The 20,349-nt window shown below is 73.7% G+C and carries 13 protein-coding genes; 8 read left to right on the plus strand and 5 right to left on the minus strand.

Translation table 11 applies throughout. The features are described from left to right. The 6 genes from GWK61_RS03070 to GWK61_RS03095 form a co-directional block, all read left to right on the plus strand. On the plus strand, positions 1–872 hold an 872-nt coding region (locus GWK61_RS03070), incomplete at its 5' end, for a fibronectin type III domain-containing protein (RefSeq protein ID WP_228561666.1). 68 nt (positions 873–940) lie between these two features. Beyond that, on the plus strand, positions 941–1,906 hold the full coding sequence (locus tag GWK61_RS03075) for an AAA family ATPase (RefSeq protein ID WP_194904830.1): 966 nt from the start codon (positions 941–943) through the stop codon (positions 1,904–1,906). Between the two features lie 2 nt (positions 1,907–1,908). Then, complete coding sequence (locus GWK61_RS03080; protein ID WP_194904665.1) at positions 1,909–3,039, plus strand: DUF58 domain-containing protein; 1,131 nt, start codon at positions 1,909–1,911, stop codon at positions 3,037–3,039. Then, positions 3,036–5,276, plus strand: coding sequence for a transglutaminase TgpA family protein (locus tag GWK61_RS03085; protein WP_194904667.1), 2,241 nt, complete (start codon positions 3,036–3,038; stop codon positions 5,274–5,276). Before GWK61_RS03080 ends, GWK61_RS03085 begins: the two co-directional genes overlap by 4 nt. Positions 5,277–5,285: 9 nt before the next feature. Further along, the gene (locus GWK61_RS03090) at positions 5,286–6,146 is read left to right on the plus strand and encodes an SseB family protein (RefSeq protein WP_194904668.1); all 861 of its coding nucleotides are present in this window, start codon (positions 5,286–5,288) and stop codon (positions 6,144–6,146) included. Beyond that, complete coding sequence (locus GWK61_RS03095; protein WP_194904670.1) at positions 6,143–7,444, plus strand: S8 family serine peptidase; 1,302 nt, start codon at positions 6,143–6,145, stop codon at positions 7,442–7,444. Before GWK61_RS03090 ends, GWK61_RS03095 begins: the two co-directional genes overlap by 4 nt. 11 nt (positions 7,445–7,455) lie before the next feature. Here the strand turns inward: GWK61_RS03095 and eccB are convergent, their stop codons facing one another. Continuing rightward, positions 7,456–8,925: a type VII secretion protein EccB gene (eccB, locus tag GWK61_RS03100; RefSeq protein WP_194904671.1), complete on the minus strand. Its 1,470-nt coding sequence runs from the start codon at positions 8,923–8,925 to the stop codon at positions 7,456–7,458. 37 nt (positions 8,926–8,962) lie between these two features. Beyond that, on the minus strand, positions 8,963–10,477 hold the full coding sequence (eccD, locus tag GWK61_RS03105; protein WP_323747391.1) for a type VII secretion integral membrane protein EccD: 1,515 nt from the start codon (positions 10,475–10,477) through the stop codon (positions 8,963–8,965). A 120-nt stretch (positions 10,478–10,597) separates the two neighbouring features. Between eccD and eccCa the strand changes: the two genes are divergently transcribed. Continuing rightward, on the plus strand, positions 10,598–14,656 hold the full coding sequence (gene eccCa / locus GWK61_RS03110) for a type VII secretion protein EccCa (protein ID WP_194904673.1): 4,059 nt from the start codon (positions 10,598–10,600) through the stop codon (positions 14,654–14,656). Here the strand turns inward: eccCa and GWK61_RS03115 are convergent. From GWK61_RS03115 to GWK61_RS03125, 3 genes are read right to left on the minus strand one after another with little or no spacing between them, the layout of a single operon-like run. Next, positions 14,598–15,560, minus strand: a complete 963-nt coding sequence (locus tag GWK61_RS03115) for a hypothetical protein (RefSeq protein WP_194904675.1) — start codon at positions 15,558–15,560, stop codon at positions 14,598–14,600. The genes eccCa and GWK61_RS03115 overlap by 59 nt on opposite strands. Next, positions 15,557–16,765, minus strand: a complete 1,209-nt coding sequence (locus GWK61_RS03120) for a type VII secretion protein EccE (protein ID WP_194904677.1) — start codon at positions 16,763–16,765, stop codon at positions 15,557–15,559. Before GWK61_RS03120 ends, GWK61_RS03115 begins: the two co-directional genes overlap by 4 nt. After that, positions 16,765–18,351: a serine/threonine protein kinase gene (locus GWK61_RS03125; protein WP_194904679.1), complete on the minus strand. Its 1,587-nt coding sequence runs from the start codon at positions 18,349–18,351 to the stop codon at positions 16,765–16,767. Before GWK61_RS03125 ends, GWK61_RS03120 begins: the two co-directional genes overlap by 1 nt. Positions 18,352–18,531: 180 nt before the next feature. Here GWK61_RS03125 and GWK61_RS03130 point away from each other — a divergent pair, with 180 nt between their 5' ends. Then, positions 18,532–20,247 carry a right-handed parallel beta-helix repeat-containing protein gene (locus GWK61_RS03130; RefSeq protein ID WP_194904681.1) on the plus strand — a complete coding sequence of 572 codons (1,716 nt, stop codon included), beginning with the start codon at positions 18,532–18,534 and terminating at the stop codon, positions 20,245–20,247. Positions 20,248–20,349 lie beyond the last annotated feature (102 nt).

Genomic DNA, 20,349 nt, shown 5'->3' on the forward strand with positions numbered 1-20,349 from the left:
GCTCGCCGTCGACCCCGGCGAAGCCCTCGACGCCCGCCACGTCTTCGAGCTCTTCGACACCGCCGCCACCACCGCCAGTCGCGCCGCAGTCGGTGACCGAGACGTCGCAGGCCGGCTCGATCCGGGTCACCTTCACCCCGGTCGGAGCGGGCGTCACGAACTACACGCTGACCGGGCTGCCGACCGGGGTGTCGGTGCCCCCGGTGCCCGCCGGCGGACCCGCGTACTTCACCGTCAGCGGCCTGACCTGCACCGCCACGCCCTACCGGTTCGGGGTCTCGGCCAACTACCCGAACGGGGGCGCCGCCACCCAGGCCACCGCCGGCGCCCTGCCCTGCCTGGCCCCGGGCGCGCCGCAGAACCTGCGGCTGGACACTGGGACCGAGCACCAGATCGGCGTGAGCTGGAGCGCCCCGTCCAGCGACGGCGGGGCACCGGTGACCTACGAGGTCTCCTGGGGTTCGGCCTCCCACACCGGGCTGACCGGCACCTCGGACACCGTCGGCGGCCTGGCGAACTTCCAGAGCTACCTGGTCACCGTGGCCGCGCGGAACCCGGCGGGGCTGAGCCAGCCGCCGGCCAGCGGATCGGTCCGGCTGTCGGCCGGCCCCTGGCCGGGCCACCTCACGAACAACTCGCAGCTTCCGGTCAACGAGCGCAAGACGCCCCACCTCTCGGGCGCCGTGATCACCCAGTACCCGGCGGGCAGCAGCGCCTCCGTCTCCGTGGCCTGCATCGGTCCGGGCGACACCTGGCAGGACCCGGTCGACAAGACCCTGACCGGATCGACCTGGTACCAGCTGGCCGGCTCGAACGGCTGGGTGGCCAGCGGTTACATCAGCACAGCGACAGGAGTGTGGTCATGTACGTGACAGCGGGACCGGACGAGTCCGGGCCGGCGTGGCCCGCAGAGCACCCGGGCTCCTCGGCGGTGTCCCCGATGAGCGGAACCGACTTCGCCCTGCGGTTCACCTCGATGGCCGACAGCGTGGAGCGCGTCATCCGCGGCAAGCGCGAGGTGGTCGAGCGGGCGCTGACCTGCCTGCTGGCCGGCGGCCATCTGCTGGTGGAGGACGTGCCGGGGGTCGGCAAGACGACGCTGGCCCGGTGTCTGGCGGCGGTGATCGGCGGACGGCTCCAGCGCGTCCAGTTCACCCCGGACCTGCTGCCCTCCGATGTGGTCGGGGTGTCCATCTTCCATCCCGGCGAGCGGGTCTTCCAGTTCCATCCGGGGCCGGTGTTCGCGAACATCGTGCTGGGCGACGAGATCAACCGGGCCTCGCCGAAGACCCAGTCGGCGCTGCTGGAGGTGATGGAGGAGCACACGGTGACGGTCGACGGCGTCAGCCGGCCGGTGCCGCGGCCGTTCATGGTGATCGCGACGCAGAACCCGATCGAACTGGCCGGGACGTATCCGCTGCCGGAGGCCCAGCTCGACAGGTTCCTGATGCGCGTCGCCGTCGGCTACCCGGACCACGCGGCCGAGGTGGCGGTGGTGCGGGGCGCGAGCAGCGAGTCGTTGCTGGAGACGCTGAGCTGGCCGGAGACGTCCGCGGCCGATGTCGCCGCGATGACCGCGTACGCCGCGGGGATCCATGTGGCGGATGCTCTCTACGACTACGCCGTCCACCTCGTCTCGGCCACCCGTTCCCGGCCCGAGCTGCGCCTGGGCGCCTCGGCGCGCGCCAGTCTGGCGCTGGTGCGGACCGCGCGGATCCGCGCGGCGGTACGCGGGCGCCAATACGTGGTGCCGGACGATTTCAAGGCGTTGGCCGAGCCGGTGCTGGCACACCGTCTGGTGCTGACTCCCGAGGCCGAGCAGAGCGAGCGGACCGTCGGCGACATCGTGGAATCGGTGTTGAGCAGCGTGCCGGTGCCCCGCACCGCGGCGCCGGTCGGGGTCTGACCATGCCGACCGCACGCGGCTGGGGCGTGGCGGCGGCAGCCGTCCTGAGCAGCGGCGCCGGATGGTGGTTCGGGTATCCGGAACTCGCGGTTCCCGGCGTCGCGGGAATACTCGCGCTGGCCGTCGCGGTGTTCTGGGTCGTCCGCTCGCCGGGCGTCGAGGTGATCCGGGATCTGGCGCCGGAGCGGGTGTCCCGGGGCGAGGCCGCTATCGCGGTGCTGACCTGCTCACAGCGCGGGCGGCGGGGATGGGCCGGTGTGCACGCGGTGGACCGCTTCGGCCGGGCCGAGATCTCGGTGCCGCTGCCGGCGCCACGGCGCGGCGAGTCCGCCACGACCAGCTACCCGGTGCCCACCGCACAGCGCGGAGACGTGGTCGTGGGGCCGCTGCGGCTGGTCACGACGGATCCCTTCGGGCTGCTGAGCCGGTCCCGCACGCATGGCGGGACCCGGACCCTGCGGGTTCTGCCCAGGACGGTGTCCCTGGCGGCCGCGCCGTCGGGGCGTCTGCGCAGCCCGGACGGACCGGGAGCGGATCGTGCCGCCGGATCGGTGGCCTTCCACACGCTGCGCCAGTATGAGTTCGGTGACGATCTGCGCCAGATCCACTGGCGCACCTCGGCGCGCACGGGGACGCTGATGGTGCGCGCCCTGGCCGACACCAGCCTGCCCCGCACGGTGGTCGTGCTGGACGCGCGAGCGAGCGCCTACTGCTGTGCCGACGACTTCGAGCTAGCGGTGGACGTCGCGGCCTCGGTGACGCTGGCCGCCGCGCGGCCCGGATTCCCGCTGGTGCTGGCCTGCGGCGGACAGGTGTCCGGGCGGCTGTTCCTCGATGGGCACGCGGCTCCGGCGGTGGTGCTGGACCGGCTGGCAGCTGTGCGGCTGAGCGCCGACGACGACGAGTCGCCGATGGCCGCGGTCCGGTCGGCGCGCGGACGTGGAGCACTGTCATTCGTGACCGGAGACGTCCACCCGACTGCCCTGGACGGCTTGGAGTTCGACGCAGTGACCGTGGTGAGAGTTGGAGCTGCGGCGCACGAGGCGCCCCATGCGGGACGCGGAACGCAGGTGCTGCACGTGACGGATCTGGACGGGTTCAGATCGGCCTGGCACCGCAGGACAGCACGATGAACCAGGTCCACGAAGCCAGCCGGCAGGCGCACGACGGCCCCGCGATGTCCGCCTCAGCGCAGGGTCGGAACGGCACGGAACCCCGGACGGGACGGCCGGCCCTCGGCCAACCGCTGCCACGGCTTGTGCTCGGCGGCCTGCTGCTCACCGCTGCGGCCGCCGCGTGGGAGCGTGTCTTCCCTGCGGGTCCGCTGTTCCGAACCATCGCAGCCGCGGTCCTGGTGCCGACCGTTCTGGTCGCACTGCGCCGGACAACTCGCGTCCCACTCTGGCCGACCCTGCCGGTCGGTGTCATCGCCTGGCTCCTGCTCATCCCGCTCGCGCTGCCGCGCCTGCCCGGGTCCGCCGGCCCGTCGGCGAATCCTGTCTGGGCCCTGACTTCGTTGCGGAGCTGCTGGTACGGACTGCTCACCACCCCGCCGCCGGTGCCCGCCGATCCCGCGCTGATGATCGGTCTCTACAGCCTCCTGTGGTGCGCGGCATGGGCCGGCGGAGAGGCTCTGACGGGAAGCCGCCGGGTGCTGCCGGTCCTGGCTGCCGGCTTCATCGTCCTGGCTGCCGGTGTGACGCTGGGCACCGGCAGCCGGGGCATCAGCCTGCTCGCCGCCGGTCTGACCACCGGCTGCTCATTGCTCCTGCTCACTGAGGACTCCTCATGGTCCCGCCTCGCCGTCCTCGGTGCCCCGGCGGCGGCGTCGATCGCCGCGAGCGCCGTGCTCCTGGCCCCGGCCACGCTCGGCGGCAGGCAGGCCTTCGACCCCCGCCATCTCGTCCGTCCGCAGGCGCAGCCCGCCGAGGTGGCGGATCCGCTCGACGAGGTGGCGGGGTGGCTGGCGCATCCGGCGACGCCGCTGTTCCAGGTGGCGGCGCCCACGGGGCAGGACTGGCGGCTGGCCGCCCTCGATCGGTTCGACGGCCAAAACTGGTCGAGCACCGGCTTGTACTGGCCGGTCGCCGCGCAGGTGCCGGAATCGGGCACCGCGGCGGGACCGCCGCTCTCCCAGCGTTTCACCATCGACGCCCTGTCCGGACGCTGGCTGCCGGCCGCGTCCACCCCGAGGTCGGTGAGCGCGGTCGGCGGGCCGGGAATCCTCGCCGACGCCGCGACCGGAAGCCTGCTGAGCCGCGAGGCGTTGCAGCCCGGCCGCTCCTACGACGTGGTGTCGCAGACCCCTGACCCGTCCGCCGCGGAGCTCCTGGCCGCCGTCCCGGATCCCGGTGCCCGCGCGGACACGGTCCTGCCTCCCGGTCTGCCGCAGACCGTCCGCGACACCGCCGTGCGGGCGGTGGCCGGGGCGACGTCACCGTTCCTGCAGGCGAACCAGCTCGAACACTTTCTGCGGACGACAGAGCACGACGACCCCGGCGCGCCGCCGGGCCACACCTACGGCCACCTCGCCTACTTCCTCGGGGTCAGCCACCGCGGACAGTCGGAGCAGTTCGCGACGGCCTTCGCGGTGATGGCGCGCAGCGTCGGCCTGCCGTCCCGGGTCGTCGTCGGCTTCCAGCAGGGCAGCCAGACGGCTCCGGGCGTGTGGCAGGTCGGCGGCGCCGACGCCTTCGTGTGGCCGGAGGTCGACTTCGCGGGCATCGGATGGGTTCCGTTCTATCCGACGCCCGGAGCCTCGTCCTCCACCGACACCGTCATGCCCGCCGAGGGGCAGACGCCGGAGCGCGCGAAGCTCGACCAGGCACTGGACGCCGTACCGCCGCCGGCCGCCGACCGGACCGCGTCGGGCGGCAGGCCGCTCCAGGCGGCACGCACGATGCCGCCACCCGCGCGTCACGCCACCTGGCTGGTCTGGTCGGTGGCCGCAGCGTCGATCCCCGTCGGCTATCTGGCCGCCGTACTCGTCGTACCGCGACTCCGTCGTCGCCGGCGCCGACGGCTCGCCTCGACCGCCGCCAGCGTCGGCGCCGCGTGGCAGGAGACCGTCAACCGGCTGCGCTGGGTCGAGGTGACCGGAGTCGAGGCGCTGACCACGGCCGAAGTGGCGGACCGGGCCGGGCGGCTGCTCGGCGCTCCCGCGCTGGCCCACCTGGCGCCACTGGCCGGACTCGCCGACGCGGCGGCCTTCGCGGCCCCGGGCATCGCGGTCGCGAACAGCGAGACCGGCCCGGACGTCCGCGCGTCGGCCTGGACCCACCACGACCACGTGGCCGCCCTGATCCGACGCCGGACGGGGGTGCGCGCGGCCCTGTGGCACACGCTGCGGCCGCGTGCCCTCCGGGATTGAGGAACCTTGATGACGACCTCGGGCTTCGGCCGTCCGGCCGACTCCTGGAAGCCCGCCAACGCCGTCGAGGAGTCGATGGCGCGAGCGGCGGCGGCCGGGGACAGCGCGGCCTACTTCCGGCTGGTGGAGTCGGCGACTCTGTATCTGCCCGGCTCGATCGCCGACCGGCAGGCGGGAATGCAGCGGTTCGCCACCCGGGTGATCTTCGGCCACACCTACGTCCTCGCGTTCACCTCCGTCGACGGCCTCATGGCGCACGTCGCAGAGTTCGCCGACGCCTCCGTCGCCACGAGCTATGAGGAGTTGCGCCGCCACTGGCCGGACCCGGGCTGGCGCCTGGCGGTGAACCCGGGAACGCCGGTGGACGCCTACGTGCGCCTGGAATCCGTGGCGGAGGCAGCGCGCGGCGCGGTGCACGTCACGACGGTGAAGGCGCTGGCCGCACAGGCGGACGCCGACCTCTCCGGCTCCGGCGAGGCTCCGCATGAGCTCGAAGCGGCGCTCGCCGAGGCGATCCGCACGGCCGACGTCGACGCCTACGTGCACCGGCTGCTCGGCGCGCTGGTCCTGGTGCCCACGACGGCTCCGGTCGACGGCCCGGCACGGATCCTGGAGGCGGAGTTCCCGTGGCGGATCACCGGAGGCCCCGAATCGCCGGGCATCGAGGTGTTCACCTCGCGCGCCGCCTTCACCCGGGCCTTCCCGCAGCCGGTCCCGTACGTCGTGGCGGCGTTCCGGTTCGTCCTGACGGCGTGGCCCGAGGGCTGCGGGTTGGCGGTCGACCCGGACAGTCCGTCAGGGATCTCGCTGTCCCCCGAGATCCTGCAAATGCTGCAGCTGTGGCCGACGTCGGGGTGGGCGGCGCAATGAACCGCGCCGTCGCGACCATCGTGGGCGCGGCCGTGGCCACGTTGGGCGTGACCGCGCCGCCGACGGCGCGCGCCGACACGCAGTGCGCGCAACCCGGAACACCGTGGCACGGCACGCCCTGGCAGCAGCAGGTCCTCTCCCCCGAGCGGGTGCGGCCGTTCGCCGACGGATCAGGGGTCGTGGTCGCGGTGCTGAGCACCGGGGTGGATGCCGCGCAGCCGCTGCTGGCCGGTTCCGTGGAACCCGGGTACGACGCGTTGACGGGTCGTGGCCCTGCCGACGACGACTGCGTCGGCACCGGAACGGCCATCGCCGGGACGCTCGCAGCACACGACGACGCGGCCGACCAGAGCACTTCAGACGCCGATCCCGCCGGATCCGCCGGCCCCGCGACCGGTGTCGTCGGGCTCGCTCCGAAGGCCCGCATCCTGCCGGTCCGGATCTCCGACGGCAGCGGACAACCGGACCAGGGCACGGATCCGAAGGTGCTGGCTGCCGGGATCACCTTCGCGATCGGCCACGGCGCCCAGATCGTCGATGTCGCAGAGCCCGCATACTCCTCCAGCCCGGAGCTGTCGGCGGCCCTTGCGCAGGCCGCCGACCGGAACGTCGTCCTCATCGTCGCCGCGGGCGTCCTGTCGGCGCACAGCAGTCCTTCGGCCACGCCGGTGCCGACGGCGACCGCCGGAACCGGCTCCGTCCTGAACGTGGGCGCGCTGGACGCGAACGACAGGCGCTGGACCGGCTCGCCGATCGGCGGCTTCATCGGACTCGTCGCGCCCGGGGTCGCGACGGTCTGCCTGCAGCGCGGTGGCGGAGCGGCGACGGTCGACGGCACCGATGTGGCGTCCGGTTTCGTCGCGGGCACCGCGGCGCTGGTCCGCCAGCAGCTGCCGCTGGCGCCGGCGGCATCGGTGGTGAGCCGGCTGACGGAAACCGCGACTCCGGTCGGCGGCCCGGGCAGTCCCGAATTCGGACACGGCATGGTGAATCCGTACTCTGCGGTCACGGCGACGGCGGTTCCGGCGCGCGCCGGAACCGCCGCGGCGGCCGAGCACCTCGCGCCGCCGCCTCCGACGCCTGCCGATCATCAGGACCCCACGCTGATCGCGGCCGCGATCGCGCTCATCGCCGCGGCGGCAGTCGCCCTGGGGCGCCCGGTGGTGGTGCGCGGACGCCGTGGCGGCTGGCGGCCGTCCACTGCGGCCGTGACTTCGGTGTGGCCTGAGCCCGCTGAGCCCGGTCCACCTCTGGAGCTGTTCGGCGGACGTGATGCAAAGGTCCGACAAAGGCCCTGACGACGGCCGGCTTATGACCCGCCCGCCTGGGCCACCTGCACCGGCTGCACCGCGGCAGTCGGATCGAGGGCGGGCCCGGCGGGAATGAGCGTGAGCAGCTGGGCCGGGACGTCGACAGCGCTCGTCGCGTCGTATCCCAGCGTTTTGAGTACGGCGTCGGACGGTGCGAGGTACCTGACGCCGATGTCGGTGACGATGTAGTACGCGCCGGCGGTGGCGTCGGGCGACGGCAGAGCCCGCACCACGGCCACGTGCCCGGATGGCACCAGGATCCGGTCGGCGACGCCGGTCCCCATTGCGGACGGGCCGGTCGGCACAGCGGCCTCGGCGCCCGCCGGCAGGCTCGCGATCGTGAGGCTCGGCGCGGAGTGCGCGTCCCGCCACAGCGCACAGACGGGGTCTGTGGCCGCGGGCGTCACGAGCGCCGGCGGGTTCTGCGGCGGATCGGTGGGTTCGGCACCGGGACCGGCCGCTACCGACCGGGGCAGGTCGGCGATGTCGGCCAGGCCCACGGCGCTCGGCTGCCCTGGGAGCTGCGCGAGCAGGATGTCCTTCTGCAGCGCGGTGATCGGCTCCAGACCGTCGGAGCGCACCAGGTAGTACTGCGGCCCGGCGGCGGTCGCCGCGACCAGCAGATCACCGATCCGCCGCCCCGGGACCGCCGGTGAATCCGCGCCCTGACCCAAAACCCCGATCGGCGCGATGTCGGTCCCGGCGGGCACCGTGTTGAGCCACGCCGCGCTGACCGGCGTCGCGGTCACGAGCGCGCCGAACAACGCAGGAACGACGACCTGCGGCTTCTGGACGGTGTAGCGATGTCCGTGCCAGAGGAGGAACTCCTGGGCACCGGCCGGATCGGTCACCAGCAGCGCCTGGCCGGCACCGAGGACGGCGCCGGCGGCCGGAGCGGCGCCCACGAACACCGTCAGGATCCGCTGCCCCGCGACCGGATTCGGCGCGCTTGCGGAACCGGAGGTCGGGCCGGCGGCGGTGGTCGACGAGCCGGCGGGAGCCGAGCACGCGGTCCACGGCATCCCGACCGCGCGACCGGCAGCGGGCAGCGACGCCGGCGCGCCGGCGATGCCGATGGTCGAGCCGAGGGGCACCCCGGCCAACGTGGTGCCGCTGACCACCGACACCGAGGGCGTCTCCTTCCCCGCCGCCCCCGCCGCGAGGAGCGCCGAGGCGTAGTTCAGGACCGGGTGCAGGAGCCCGCCCAGGAACACGTAGTCGGCGCCGGTCTCCTTCTCGACGACCACCGTGCCCTCGGTACGGGTGTCGGCGGGGCCGGACTTGGTCAGCAACCCGTAGACCCCGAACCCCGCCGCCGCGAGGACCGCGGCCATCGCCCCGGCGAACATCGCGCCCACGCCCCGGCGCAGCGGGGAGGCGACGGGATCGGTCTGGCGCATGACGAAGGCTGAGATAGTCCGGTGCACCAGGAACTGGTAGGACTGGAGCTGGTCCCGGCGGGATGTCATCGCGGATCCCCCATGAGCTGGTCGGACACGGCCACCGTCAGCCGCCGATGCCGGCGAACACGTCCCGCACGGCCTGGTAGACGCCCAGCACCGCGCACGCCAGCGGCACCAGCGCGATGATCGCCGCAAGGTCGACGAAGTCCGCGACGCGGCCCGCGCGCGGCGAGGGCCGGCGCCGGCTGTACACCAGGCCGGACGCGAAGACCAGCGCCGCCGCCACGGCCACAGCGGCGAACTGCCACATCCGCCCGGTCTGGTCATGGGTCGACCCCGCCATCGCCAGCAGCACCACGGCCAACCCGGCGCCCCCGGCCGCCACCAGCGGGATCCGCTGGACCGGGCTCGGGAAGAACCGGCCACGCAACAGCAGGGCGACACATCCGGCGGCGCACAGCACGCGAGCCGCCGGGCCGGCGTCGACCAGCACGATCATGGCGGCGAGGCTGACGGCCGCCGCCGCGAGCAGCAGGCCCGACAGCAGATCGGTGGACCGCACGACAGCGGCGAAGACGTCCGAGCGAGCCGGCAGCGGCCGGTCCGCGAGAATCGCCTCCGGCCGGTCGGGAAGCTCGGGCATCGGCAGCCGGCCCAACCAGGCGGCGGCCGGCGGGTACCCCGGCAGCAGTCCGATCGCCAGGGCGAGGACGGTCGCGGCGGCGCCGGCCGGAGACACCCCGGCCGCCGCCGACGCGGCACCCCCGGCGGCGAACAGGCCGCCGGCCGCGCCGGCGGTGAACATCCGTGTCCCGGCGGCGACACCGACGAACCCGACGACGCTGAACAACACCATGACGCTCGATCCCAGCAGCAGATCGTGGGCAGTCAGCGGCGGGAACGTGATGAAGCCCTTCCCGGTTCTCTCGGACGCGGGAGCGCCCAGCGCCAACCCGCCGCCGAACGCGTACGGCAGTCCGCAGGCCGCCAGCACCGCCCCCGCGCCGGCGTCCCCGGACGAGCGCGACACCAGGACCCCGGTCAGTTCCGTGGCCAGCGCCACGGCCAACGCCACCGCGCCGGGGGTGCGCCACGCCGGCCCGGACCGGGCGAGCAGGACCGCGCCCAGCATCAGCAGCACCACGGTCACGGCCAACGCGCACAGCCGGGTGGCGGCGCCGTCCCAGGACCTCGCGACCCGGCGGGCGTCGGCGGCGATGAGGTCCACCACGTCGTCGTAGGCGGGCTCGGGCCAGTCCACGCGGCGCGGCACGAGATACAGGACCTCGCCGTCCCGGACCTCCTGCATGGTCAGGGTCCTGTTGTCGTCCAGGAGCGTCCCGGGGCCGCGCCGGAGTGCCCAGCCGCCGTGCGCCTCCCCGGCGTCCGCCGGCTCCCCTCCCGCGTGCCGCAGCAGGTGCGGCAACAGTTCGCCCACGGTCACGTCGCCGGGCACCGCCACGTCGACGCGCCGACCGCCGGCGCCCCGGGCCGCGGGAGCCGACGCGGCCGACGCCGCGGACCCGGTCGCCACAGTGACCCTCGTCAGGCCCAGTCCGGTCGCGGCCACCACCGCCACCACCTCCCGCTCGCGGCCGACGGCCGCTGTCGCGGTCACCGTAACACCGCGCGGACCAGCTCCGAACGGCCCCGCGGTGTCCTGTTTTCTCAGGACCTGCAGCGGGGTGCCGGCGCGGATTAGCGTGAGAATCCTGATCTGGCACGGAGGTGGCCGACCTTGTCCCTGGTCGTCGTGAAACGCCCGCCGCGCCGGCCGGCGCCGCTGCTGCCGACCGGCGAGATCCTGCTGGAGGCGCCGCCGGAGCTGCCCGACGCGGCCGGCAAGAGCTGGGCCCGGTTGCTCAGCATGCTGCCGATGGCCGCCGGTACCGCGGCGATGGGCCTGATGATGAGCCAGGGCCGCGGCGGCCCGATCACCTATGTCGCGGGAAGCATGTACGGGATCTCCACACTCGGCATGATGGCGACGATGGTGGCCGGGAACAGCGGTCCGGGCAAGCGGGAGCTGATCGAGGCCCGCCGGCAGTACATGCGCCGGCTGTCCGCGCAGCGCTCCCAGGCCCGCGACGTCATCCGGCGGCAACGCGAGGCGGTGCACTACCGGCACCCGGACCCCGCATCGCTGTGGTCGACGGTGAACAGCGGCCGGCTGTGGGAACGCCGGCGGGGCGACGCCGACTTCGCCGTGGTCCGGCTGGGCCTGGGGCCGCAGGAGCTGGCGACGCCGCTGATCCCGCCGCAGACCCGGCCGGTCGACGAGCTGGAGCCGTTGTGTGCCAAGGCTCTGCGCACGTTCGTCGCCTCCTACTCGGCCGTCCGGGAGCTGCCAGTGGCGGTGGCGCTCCGTGACTTCTCCCACGTCTATCTGCGCGGCCCCGAGGCCTACCGCCGCGGCCTGGCCCGGGCGGTGCTGGCGCAGCTGGGCGCCTTCCACGCCCCCGACGATCTGCTGGTCGCGGTCTGCGTGTCCGACGAGCGGCGCGCGGACTGGGAGTGGGCCAAGTGGCTGCCGCACGCGCTGCACGCCGCCAAGTCCGACGCCGTGGGGCAGGTGCGGCTGTTCACGCCGTCGGTGACGGCGCTGGAGGCGATGCTCGACGACGTGCTCGCCGGACGCGGCAGGTTCCGGCCGGCCGGCTCGCCGGCGGCGGGTCCGGGCGCCTCCCCGCACCTGGTGGTGGTCGTCGACGGCGGCGGGACCGAAGGCTCGGATCACCTGCTGGCCGACGGCGGCCTCGACGGCGTCACCCTGGTGGATCTCTCGACCCCGCCGCCGCGGCTGCTCGACGGGACATCGGTGATCCTGGATCAGGACCCTGCCGGCGCTCTGGTGGCGACCACGGCCGAGGGGCGCACGGACCTCGGCCGCGCGGACACGCTCGACGGCGGGGCCGCCGAGGTCCTCGCCCGCCAGCTGGCCCCGCTGCGGCTGTCCGCCTCCTCGGCCGCCGACGGGCCCGCGCTCGGCGCGGACCTGGGCCTGGGGCAGCTGCTGGGCCTGGCCGACCCCTACGGTTTCGACCTCGCGGCGCTGCGCGCCGTCCGGCCCGCCCGGGACCGGCTGCGCGTGCCGATCGGGGTGGGCCCGGACGGCCGGCCGCTGGAGCTGGACCTCAAGGAGTCGGCGCAGGACGGGATGGGCCCGCACGGCCTGCTGGTCGGCGCCACCGGCTCCGGCAAGAGCGAGCTGCTGCGCACGCTGGTCCTGGCGCTGGCGGTGACGCACAGCCCGGAGATCCTCAACTTCGTCCTCGTCGACTTCAAGGGCGGCGCGACCTTCGCCGCCCTGGACCGGCTCCCGCACACCAGCGCCGTCATCACCAACCTCGCCGACGAGCTGTCGCTGGTGGACCGGATGCTCGGCGCCATCTCCGGCGAGTTGGTCCGGCGGCAGGAGCTGCTGCGTGACGCCGGCAACCACGCCTCGCAGCGCGACTACGAACGAGCCCGGGCGGCAGGCGTGCCGCTGGAGCCGCTGCCGAGCCTGCTGATCATCTGCGACGAGTTCAGCGAGCTGCTCACCGCGCGCCCGGACTTCATCGACATGTTCGTCCAGATCGGCCGGGTCGGACGCTCGCTCGGCGTGCACCTGCTGCTGGCATCCCAGCGGCTGGAGGAAGGGCGCCTGCGAGGACTGGAGACGCACCTGTCGTATCGGCTGGGGCTGCGGACCTTCTCCTCGATGGAAAGCCGCGCGGTACTGGGGGTTCCCGACGCCTACGAGCTGCCGCGCGCCCCCGGGCACGGGTTCCTGAAGGTCGGGACCGACACGCTGACCCGGTTCAAGGCCGCCTATGTCTCGGGCGTGCACCGCAGTGGCGGCGGACCGGCGGGCGCGCAGCTCGGGGAAGCTCCCGACCTCGTCCTGCCCTACGGCACCCACTATGTGCTCGCGACACAGGACCGGCTCGCCCCGCAAGCGCCTCAAGCCCCTGATGACGACGGCGAGGAGGCGGTCCGCGGCGACACCCTGATGGACGTCCTCGTCAAGCGCCTGGAAGGCCAGGGGCCCGCGGCACACCAGGTGTGGCTGCCGCCTCTGGACGAGCCGCCGACCCTGGACGGGCTGCTGCCGCCGGTCCTGGTCCCGGACCGCGGGCTGACCGTCGGCGACCGGTCGGCGCACGGCGCCCTGCGGGCGGTGACCGGACTCGTGGACCGGCCGTTCGAGCAGCGGCGCGACACCATGACGCTGGACCTGGCCGGGGCCGCGGGCAACGTGCTGCTGGCCGGCGCGCAGCAGAGCGGCAAGAGCACGTTCATACGAACCCTGATAGCAAGCCTGGCGCTGACCCACACTCCCGGCGAGTTCCAGGCCTACTGTCTCGATTTCGGCGGCGGCGCGCTGCGCTCGCTGGCGGGCCTGCCGCATGTCGGCGGGGTCCATACCCGGCGTGCGGGCGACGCGGTCCGGCGGACCGTCGCCGAGGTCCACGGCCTGCTGCAGCAGCGGGAGTCGCAGTTCGCCGAGCACGGGGTGGACGGGATCGCCGCCTATCGGCGCGCCCGGCGCTCGGGGCAGTTCACCGACGATCCGTTCGGCGACGTGTTCCTGGTGGTGGACGGCTGGGCCACGCTGCGCTCGGAGTTCGAGGACCTCGAACCGCTCGTGGTGGAGCTGGCGGCGCGCGGCCTCGGGCTCGGCGTCCACGTGGTCGCGGCGTGCGGACGCTGGCTGGACATCCGTCCGCAGCACCGCGACCTGTTCGGGACCAAGGTCGAGCTGCGGCTCGGCGAGCCCGCGGACTCGATCCTCAACCGCCGGGCCGCGGTCAACGTGCCGGAGCTGAGCCCGGGCCACGGGCTGACTCCGGAGGGGCTGCACTTCCTGACCGCGCTGCCCCGGCTCGACGGCCGGCAGGACGCCGCCGACCTCGCCGACGGCATGGCCGCTCTGGTCGCGCGCGTGCGGGAGGGCTGGGACGGGGATCGGGCGCCGGCGGTGCGGTTGCTCCCGGATGTGCTGCCCTACGAAGCGTTGGCGGTACCGGTGGCCGCTTCTCAGGATCCTGCGCTGGGCAACGCCAACGCCAGCGGCAGCGGTAGCGGCAGCGGCAGCGGCAGCGGCACAGTGCGGCGCGGGCGGCTGCCGGTCGGCATCGCCGAGCTCGACCTGCAGCCGGTGCACCTCGACTTCGACGCCGATCCGCACGCGCTGCTGTTCGGCGACGTCGAGTGCGGCAAGAGCTCGTTCCTGCGCGCTCTGGCGCGCAGCATCACGCAGGCGTACACCCCCGAGCAGGCGCGCGTGATCCTGGTCGACCAGCGGCGCAGCCTGCTGGGCTGCATCGACACCCCGCACCTGGCGGGGTACGGGTCCTCGGCGCAGGTGACGGCCGGGCTGGTCTCGGACGTCGTGACCGTGCTCAGGGAGAGGCTGCCCGGACCGGACGTCACCGCCGAGCAACTGCGCACCCGCAGCTGGTGGAAGGGATCCGAGGTCTACGTGCTCGTCGACGACTACGACCTGGTCGCGGGAGCCGCGTCCAACCCGCTGGCGCCGCTCGTGGAATTCCTGGCGCAGGGACGCGATCTGGGACTGCACCTGGTCCTGACGCGACGGATCGGCGGCGCGAGCCGAGCCATGTACGACCCGGTGATCGCGCGGATCAGGGAGCTGGCAGCCCCGGGGATCATGATGTCCGGTCCCCGGGAAGAGGGAGCGCTGTTCGGGAACCTGAAGCCCCAGCCGCTGCCACCGGGGCGGGCATGGATGGTCACGCGCCGGGACGGCGCGCGGCTGGTACAGCTCGCGTGGTGCCCGCCGGCGCAGTGACCGGGGCGCCGAAGGCCTTCCGCTCGACGGCGGTCGGCGTGAGGTGGACGCGGCGGCTTTCACCTCCCTGGACCAGGACGAGGGTCCCGTCGCGTTCGGGGCACTCGAGGAGCAGGAAGCGGCAGTCGGCGGCCAGCTCGCGGGCGTTGTCGGACAGGGTGCTGAGGACGATGAGCCAGGTCTGCCACATCTGCGACGTCTGCGACGGCCACGGTTGCGGGACCGCGGCCGGAGCCGTGTCGCCCAGGTCGCAGACCACGAGCGCCGGCTGATCGGCCGTGCCGAACGCGGTCACCGGACGACCTTGCGGCAGCACCACGACGCGGTCCTGCTCGCCGGTCGCGGCGTACCCGAATCCGTGCCACGCCGGCGGGTCCGCTGCCGTGATCACGGCAGCGGCGCCCAGCGCCAGGGTGCGCAGAACGACGATCTGCGCCAGGCGGCGGCTCCCGACGACAGCGACGCGCGCCGGGTCCGCGGTGAGCATGGGAACCGCGACGGGATGGCCGGCGCCGTCGCGGCCGAGGATCAGACCGCTGTGCAGCGGGGGCGGCCGCAGGCTGGACCGATCATCGCCCAGCTCGCTGAGCTCTGCTGCGTCGACCGAGCTCCGCATGCGCATGGTGTGCCAGCCGACGCGCAGACGGGGCGGACGCGCACCGCGGGGCCGGTCGTCTTCGGGCGCTCCGATCCGGCGGTCGTTCGACGGCGGACCGGCGCCGGGGCCCGGTGCTAAGGGAGCGGCGGCGGTGGATGCGCAGTGCGTCGCGGCGGCGGCAGGGGATGCGGTCGCGGCGAGGCTTGTCGTCGCGGCCAGCTTTGTCGGGGCCTCGGCGGTGAGGACCGCGGGCTCTATGTCCGGAACCGAGTCGAGCGCGGCCGAATTCGGCGTCGGGACAGTCATCGCGGACCTCCTCCAGTCGGTAGGGACGCGTAAGTCGCGGGCACCTGCTCGCCGTCGAGCGCGACCAGCTCGGCGCCCATGGAGCGGGCGACCGCTTCGAGGTCTGCTGAGGCGTTCGCCAGGTCTCCCGGCTTGGTCGCGATGCGGATCAGGCAGCGGACGTCGACGCTGTCGCTGCTCGCCGGATCGGCGGTGATCGTGAGGGCGAGTCTCGTCAGAACGGCGGGCGTGCAGGCCAAGTCGTCCAGAAGGCCCGTGATGCCCGAGGAATTCGGCCAGTCGCGGAGCCAGAAGGTGCGATGTGCCAGGCCACGGGCTCCGGCACCGTTCGAAACGCGTCCGGGATGCCAGGCGTCCCACTGTTCGTGGGGTGCCGCGCCATCTGCTGAATCCGTTGCCGGCTCAGACATACCAGCGGAGTATGACAAAGCCCTGACCATACCCTCGGCGTCCAGGACCGTCGCCTTCGAACCGTACCGGCTCGCCGCGCGCGCGAGGCGGCGTGCCAGTCCGGCGAGGATCGCCGGAGCCTGGTCGGCCTGCCGCACTCCGGCCCCGGCGAGGCCTGCGACATCGACCCGAACCGCGAGCCACTGCGACCGTTCGGCGGGAACCGTCCCCACCAGCCGGGTCAGTTCGCGGTAGGAGACGGCCGCAGCGCAGTCCGGGTCGAGATTCGGGGCCGGCACAGGCACGGTGTGCGTCACCAGTTGCACCGCGGCTCCGGGGAGGCCGCTGTCGCGGAGTACCGCAACCAAATCAGGGAACAGACGGTCGCGGGCGTCGGCAGCGCCCGGATCCGGATCCACACCGATCTGTTCTGAGCCGCTGAAGGCCGCGACCGCGAACCATCCGTCACCGTCGCAGGCCACGCCCACGTCGGTCTGACCGTTCTCGACCGATCCGACCGTGAGCCCGGGTGCGAGCGCCCTGAGCGCTGTGAGCCGGGGGTCCGGATGCGAACCGGGCCGAGCGGCGCCCCGCCGCCGGAACCCGCGCACCACCGCACGGTGCTCGACCCACCAGCGTCCGTCGCGGCGTGCCACCGTCATCGCGACGAGCAGCAGTGCGACGCCGACGGCGGACCGGGTCCGCCCGGAGGCCGCCAGGCCGCCGGCGATCGCCGCCTCGCAGACCGCCAGACGCAGGAAGGACGAGGTGCTGAAGAAGCCGGGCCGGCGCTTGGGAATCGGCCGGTCGGACATCAGTGCCCGCCCGCCCCGCCGGCCGCCGCAACCGCGCCGCGCACGCAGGCCGGCGTCGACCACACCTCGGTCGGCGGGGTCGAGGCGTCGCCGAAGCGCAGCAGCAGGCCGATCTGGAAGCAATAGCCGGCGGCCGGGTCGAGGCCGGTCGCCGCGTAGGCGCGAGTGGCGCCGGGCAGCGGCACCGGGGCCGGCACCGGGTTCGACGACGACTGGTGTCCCGAGGCCGGCGCCACCTGGACCAGCACGGGATACAGCTCCGAGCCCGGCGGCAGCGTCCAGCGCAGGTTCACGGTCGTGCCGGCATCGAGCACGACGACCCCGGCCGGGGCTGCGACGGACGGCGGCGCGGTCTGGGCTGGTGCGCCTGCCGCGACCTGGCCGCCGGGCGCGGCGGACGTGGCAGACGTCGAGGAAGTGTTCGGTGCGGGATGGGAGCCAGGACCCGCCGATCGGCTGAACAACAACGGCGCCCCCACCGCTGCCACCGCGACCGCGCTTGCTCCCACGGCTGTCGGCCAGCGCCACCGACCACCGGTCCGTGCGGCGCCGCGGCCCGGCACGGCGCCGATTGCCGGGTCGGGAGCAGCCGAACCCACGAGTCCTGCCACCGTCTCGGCGCCGCCGAGTGACTCTGGCTCGTGTGCCGCCCCGGCCACGGCCGCCGTCTGCGGTTCCGGCAGCATCCACACCGGCCGGCCTGCGTCGACGGTGCCGCCGGGCACCGGCCCGGTGACGTCCAGGCCCAGCTCCGCCTGTACCGACCGCAGTGCGGCGGCCACCAGATGAGCGTCCTGGTACCGCTCCCCCGGCTCCCCGGCCATGGCGCGCGCCACCACCGCCGCCAGCGCCGGCGGCACGTCGGCGCGTACCAGCAGCGGCGGTTCCTCGTTCAGCATCCGCAGCAGCAGGCTCGCGACGCCGCCGTTCGGCCGATACGGCGGCCGCGCCGCGAGAAGCTGGAACAGCGTCGAGCCCAGCGAATAGACGTCCGCCGCGACACTCGGCGGCCGCCCCTGCAGCCATTCCGGCGCGCAGTGCACCGGAGCCTCGATCTGCGTGGGAGCCGGCGCCAACGCCGGGATCGCGAAGTCCGCCAGAGCGATGTCGCCAGCCGCCACCCGCATGATGTTCTGGGGCTTGACGCCCTGATGCAGGAAACCGAGTGCATGCGCCGAACCCAACGCTTCAGCTGCCAGGACGCCGATGTGAAGGACGTCCGTGAGCGGCAACGGCCCAGCGGTCTGCAGGAGGTCCGAGAGCGATCCGTCCTCGAAGTACTCCCGCGCCGTATAGGGCTGTCCGCGGTCGGTCACTCCCGCGTCGACCAGTGCGGCGACATTCGCGCACTGCGCCAGCCGCCCCAGAGCCTCCGCTTCCCGAAGGAACCGTCGTGCCACGGCTGCGGAGGCAGGCGCCTCCGCCACTCTCAGCGCGACCCGAAGCCCCAGGCGTTCGCTGTACGCGCTGAACAAGGTTCCGGTCACACTGCTCCGGACCGGCCCAAGGTCGTGGTAGCCGGTCGGTGCCTCGTCGCCGGGGGTCGGCGCGATGGCCGCACGCCGGGTGCCAAGCCTTTGCGTCATGGGAGTCCTCACCGAGCCGCGCCGGAACGCCTGCCGCTCCGCTTCCACGGTGCCCCTTCTACGGTAGGCGCGCGAACGACGTCGTGAACGCTCGCGGTTGTCCTGTATTTACGTCTCACGCCGTACCCCGCAGGCCACGCATGATGGATGCGACATCTGCCCACGAGATCCGGCGGAGCCATGACCCAGACCTTGACCGTCTCCCAGGAACCCGGCGCCTATCCGACGATCCAGGACGCGCTGGAGGTGGCGCCGGACGGCGCCGTGGTCTCGATCGCGCCCGGGGTCTACGCCGAAGGCCTGCACCTGGTCCGGCGGCGGATCACCGTGGCGGCGGCCGGGGACCCGGGCTCCGTGACCATCGACGCCGGCGCCGCCGGAGGCTCGGCGGTAAGCTGCGTCGGCGGCGTCGTCGTACTCAGGGGGCTGATCCTGCGCTCGGCCGGATATCCGGCGGTGAGCGCCCGGGGCGCCCGGATGTCGCTCGAAGACTGCGAGGTCGGCGCCGAGGACCACGCCGGGGTGTGGGCCGGCGACGGGTCGCAGTTGACCGCCCAGCGGGTGAAGGCGCTCGGCGGGCAGTCGGGGTTCGTGATCGAGGACGCGGGCGGCCTGCTGACCGGGTGCGAGGCGCGGAACAGCGCCGGGGACGGGATCATCGTGCGGCTCGGTGCCGATCCGGTGCTGCGCGACACGACCGTGGCTGGCTGCGGCGGCCGCGGCGTCTACGTCTACCAGGGGGGCCGGCCGACCATCGAGCACTGCGAGGTGTCCGGGACCGGGGACGTCGGCATCGCGGTGGCGCACCGGAGCGCGCCCGCCGTCACCGGCACCTGGGTCCACGAGACCGCGGGGGTCGGGATCCACTTCGGCCGCGGCTGCTCGGGCCTGGTCGAGGGCTGCCGCGTCGAGCGCTGCGCGGAGCCGGCGATCCTGCTGGACGAGGGCGCGACCCCGACAGTGCGCGAGGCGCCTGACGACGACGCGGCGACCGGCGACGGCGCAGCGGCCGCCGGAGTCCGCAACTCCGGCTCAGCTCAGGACACCGACTCGGTCGACCGGCTCCTGGCCGACCTCGACGCGATGATCGGCCTGGCGGCCATCAAGGCGGAGGTGCGCGCGCTCATCGACGAGATCCACGTCGACCAGTGGCGCCGCGAAGCCGGCCTCTCGGTCGGCGCGGTGAGCCACCACCTGGTCTTCACCGGAGCCCCCGGAACCGGGAAGACCACCGTCGCGCGGTTGTACGGGCAGCTTCTCAAAGCCCTGGGAATCCTGCCGCACGGCGAGTTCAAGGAGGTGGCACGCCGCGACCTGGTGGGCCAGTACGTCGGGCACACCGCCGAGAAGACCACGACGGTGTTCACCGCGGCGCTCGGCGGCGTCCTGTTCATCGACGAGGCCTACACCCTGTCACGCTCCGGCGGAGGCGGCGCGGACTTCGGCCAGGAGGCGATCGACACCCTGGTGAAGCTGATGGAGGACCACCGCGACGAGGTGGCGGTCATCGTCGCCGGCTACACCGCCGACATGCAGGACTTCCTGGACGCCAACGCCGGCCTGGCCTCCCGCTTCGCCAAGAGCATGGAATTCGAGAGCTACTCACCCACCGAACTCGTGTCGATCACCAACCGCATGGCCGCCACCGGCGACTACGAACTCACCGCAGGCCTGGACGACGCCCTCCTGCAATGGTTCGGCCACCTCAAGCGCGACGAAGGCACCTTCGGCAACGCCCGCGAGGCACGCAAGCTCCTGGAGGGCATGCGCAAGGCCCAGTCCGGCCGCCTGCGCACCCTCGGACGCGCCCCCTCGATCCGCGAACTGCGCGGACTGACACTGGCGGACCTGCTGGCCGCCACCCGGTCGCACGAGGCACGGACGCGGGAGTGGTAGTGCGAGCGAGCCAGGCGCAGCACTTGCCAGGCAGCGATCGGCAGGGCTGGATCAGCCTGAACCGGCGGGCGTCGATCAGCACCGGCGAGCCGCACCGATGAG

It is taken from the genome of Catenulispora rubra, from assembly GCF_015356825.1.
Lineage (GTDB): Bacteria > Actinomycetota > Actinomycetes > Streptomycetales > Catenulisporaceae > Catenulispora > Catenulispora rubra.